This is a genomic window from Phenylobacterium sp., assembly GCF_004799395.1.
Lineage (GTDB): Bacteria > Pseudomonadota > Alphaproteobacteria > Caulobacterales > Caulobacteraceae > Phenylobacterium.
On sequence record NZ_SSMZ01000066.1, the window covers coordinates 1 to 3,138 of the forward strand.

At 68.7% G+C, this 3,138-nt stretch carries 3 protein-coding genes; 1 reads left to right on the forward strand and 2 read right to left on the reverse strand.

Translation table 11 applies throughout. From position 1 onward, the window contains the following. Window positions 1-719, reverse strand: a 719-nt coding sequence (locus tag E8A12_RS04440) for a glycosyltransferase family 9 protein (RefSeq protein WP_293366553.1), incomplete at its 3' end; no start/stop codon positions are given. Window positions 720-779: 60 nt separating this feature from the next. Between E8A12_RS04440 and E8A12_RS04445 the strand changes: the two genes are divergently transcribed. Then, on the forward strand, window positions 780-1,664 hold the full coding sequence (locus tag E8A12_RS04445; RefSeq protein WP_293366554.1) for a folate-binding protein YgfZ: 885 nt from the start codon (window positions 780-782) through the stop codon (window positions 1,662-1,664). A 1-nt stretch (window position 1,665) separates the two neighbouring features. On the opposite strand, the gene E8A12_RS04450 is transcribed toward E8A12_RS04445, so the two are convergent. Continuing rightward, window positions 1,666-3,138, reverse strand: a 1,473-nt coding sequence (locus E8A12_RS04450) for an amidohydrolase family protein (protein ID WP_293366555.1), incomplete at its 5' end; no start/stop codon positions are given.

A 3,138-nucleotide genomic window follows, 5' to 3' on the forward strand; every position in this document is an offset into this window, starting at 1 on the left:
ATGAACAACCGCGCCCGCTTCAGGCAGGCGTAGGCGGTGAGCAGGTCGGTGTCCTCGGTCAGGTTGATGAACTGGTTGCGCATGACCACGTCGCGCAGGCCCTTGGCCAGCTTGGCGTCTTCCGGACCGCCCAGCACCATTAGCCGGCCCCCCTTCATCGGCCCCTCGGGGTCGAGTAGGCGCATGGCGACGCGGGAAAACCGCTCGAGCGGCCAGGTCTTGCCCAGCCAGTTGGCGGCCGGCGCCAGCGCCAGGATCGGCCCAAAGCCGGCGGTCAGTTCGTCGGCGCGCGCCTCGGTCTCCGGAGTGGTGAAGATGAAGGGCGGCGCGGGATCGTCCTCGATCTTCAGGATGCGAGCGGCCTCGATCACCTTGTGCACCGGCGGCCCGGAACCCTTGCGCCAGATGGCTCGCCGCCGCGTGGAAACGAAGCGTGACAGCCCGGAGCCGCGCAGGTCGACCACTAGTCCCCAGCGCGTGCTGCGCACCTGCTGCCAGAGCTCGATCCAGTGGCCGCGATTCTTGGCCTTGGCCAGGACGATGATCCGGTCGAGGGTCGGAACCTCCTCGAACAGCGGCGCGGCCACGGGCCCGGCGACGATGGTGAAGCGGGCGTTGGGGATCTCGTCGGACAGCCGCTTGATCAGCCCCGACGACAGCACTGCGTCGCCGATCCGGTTGGAGGTGATGAACAGGATCGGGAAGGCGCCGCGCGACATCGGCCCTCTATAGGATGCGTAGCGCTGGCGCTCCACCGCCGCAGACCCCAAATTGCGCCTATGAGCGAAACCCTGACCTTTGCGCCACTGACGAGCCGCGCGCTGATCGCGCTGTCGGGTCCGGACTGGCGGGACTTCCTTCAGGGCCTGATCACCCAGGACGTGGAGACGCTGGCCGCCGGCGAGGCCAGATTCGGCGCGCTGCTGACCCCGCAGGGACGGCTGCTCTACGACCTCTTCGTGGTGGGCCGCGAGGACGGTTGCTGGCTGGACGTGCTGGCCGAGCACCGCGCCGCGATCGTCCAGCGCCTGACCATGTACCGCCTGCGGGCGAAGGTGCAGATCGCGGCGGACGAGACCGCTGTGGCCGCTCTCTTTGCCGCTCGTCCCGGCGAAGGCCGGGGTCCGGGCAGTGATTCAGCGTGGGCGCCGGCGTCCGCTGGGGCGCTCGGAGCTTGGGTTGCCGATCCGCGCCTGCCGGCCTTGGGCTGGCGAGGCTACGGCGTCGAGCCGCCGACGGGCGCGATGATCGCTGACGAAGCCGCCCGCGACGCCGCCAAACTCGAACTCGGCGTGCCAGGCCCGGCGGACTGGGGTTCGGACAAGACCTATCCCATCGAGGCCAACTTCGACCTCCTGAACGGCATCGACTTCCAGAAGGGCTGCTTCATCGGCCAGGAGACCACTTCGCGGATGAAGCGCCGCGGCCAGATCAAGAGCCGCATGCTGCCGATCGAGTTCGAGGGGCCCGCGCCGGCGGTGGGCGCGGAGGTGTTAGCGGGCGCGATACGGGCCGGCGTGGTGACCTCGACCGGCGAGGACCGGGCCATCGCGCTGATGCGGCTCGACCGGGCGGAGGGCGCGAGCCTGACCGTCGAAGGCCGGCCGGCGACGCTGGAGCGGCCGGGGTGGCTTCTCGAAGGCCTCGGCCAAGCGGTCGCCTAGGCTAGTGGCCTGACGTCACGCCCTTGCCGGGGAAGGCCGTTTTCACGATCTCGCCCGCCTCGACCACTGGCACGCCGCCCACGATGACATAGGGGACGCCGGCCGACGTGCGGACCGGCTGGGCATAGGTCGCCCGGTCAATGACCGTCGCCGGATCGAACAGTGTCAGATCGGCGTCGTCGCCGACCTGAACCCGGCCTTTGTGGCGCATGGCCGGCGAGATCTGTTCCAGGCGCTTGGCCGGCAGGAGCGTCATCTTGCCGATCGCATCCATCAGGGTCAGCGCGTGCTTTTCGCGCACATAGACGCCCAGAACGCGTGCGAAGGTGCCGGTGCCGCGGGGATGGCCCGCGCCGTTGGCGTAGGGCACGGCGTCCGAGGCGATCATCACGCCCGGATGGGCGACCGCGATCTCCACCGTCGCCGGTGGGATGGTGTGCAGGATCACGAAGGCTTCCGGCTGCTCCTTGCGGAACTTCGCGAAGCTTTCCGCCGTCATCCGCTCGCCGGTCGGCGGCCACTCGATGTCCTTGAAGTCCGCGCCCTGGCGCTCGCGCCAGCCGTCGTTGAAAAGGGCGCTGCCGATCACCGTCGAGCCGGCGTCGTAGGGGTAGACCTCGGTGCTGACGTCCACGCCGTGCTTGCGGGCGCCGTCGATCATGTCGAGCACGGGCACGATGGCCGTAAGGCTCTTCGATCCGATATGACAGATATGTACGGACGCTCCGGTCGAGGCAGCGTCGGCGACCATCTCCTGCATCGGCGTCATCAGGTTATCCACGTCGGCGTGGGTCGCGGCGCGCACGTGGACGAACACCGGCGCGTGAAGCGCGGCCGAGTCTTTCATCAGGTCGTAGATTTCATCACGGCCCAGCGCCGGCAGGTACTCCGAGAGCAAGCCGAGGCCCAGGCCCCCGGCGGCGAACTCTTCACGGTAGATGGCGCGCTCGCGGTCGCGCTCGGCTTTCGTGAAGGGCGTTTCCGCCCACTCGGTCTTGCGGACGATCGTGGCGGGATCGTTCATGGCCCCAGCCTGGCCGGTTTTGATCTTCGCCCTGACGCTCTGGATGCTGACGCTGGCGCCGTAGTTGATCCGGGTCCTGCCCGCGCGAGCGGCATAGAAATCCTTCACCGGATAGAATCCGGCCTCGAGCTCCAGCGAGGTGGTCACGCCGTCGCGGACCTGCTGGTCGTAGCCGAATGGATCGTGGCCGTGGGAATGCAGGTCGATGAACCCTGGCGCCACCACCAGGCCCTTGGCGTCGATGCGACGCTTGCCCGAGAGCGGTGACTTGCTGATGGCGACAATCTTGCCCTTAGCCACGCCGACATTGGCAATGCGGTCAGCGCCGGTCTCCGGGTCCATCACCCGGCCGCCCATGATGACGAGGTCGTAGGTCGGCCCGGCCGCCTGGGCCTCCGGTCCCGCCAGCGCCAGGATTCCTAGCGCGCCCGCGATGCCGGCCAGTCTCTG

Excerpts from the sequence above, each read along its gene's own strand:
- E8A12_RS04445 (WP_293366554.1), top strand. The coding sequence starts at position 780 with ATGAGCGAAACCCTGACCTTTGCGCCACTGACGAGCCGCGCGCTGATC.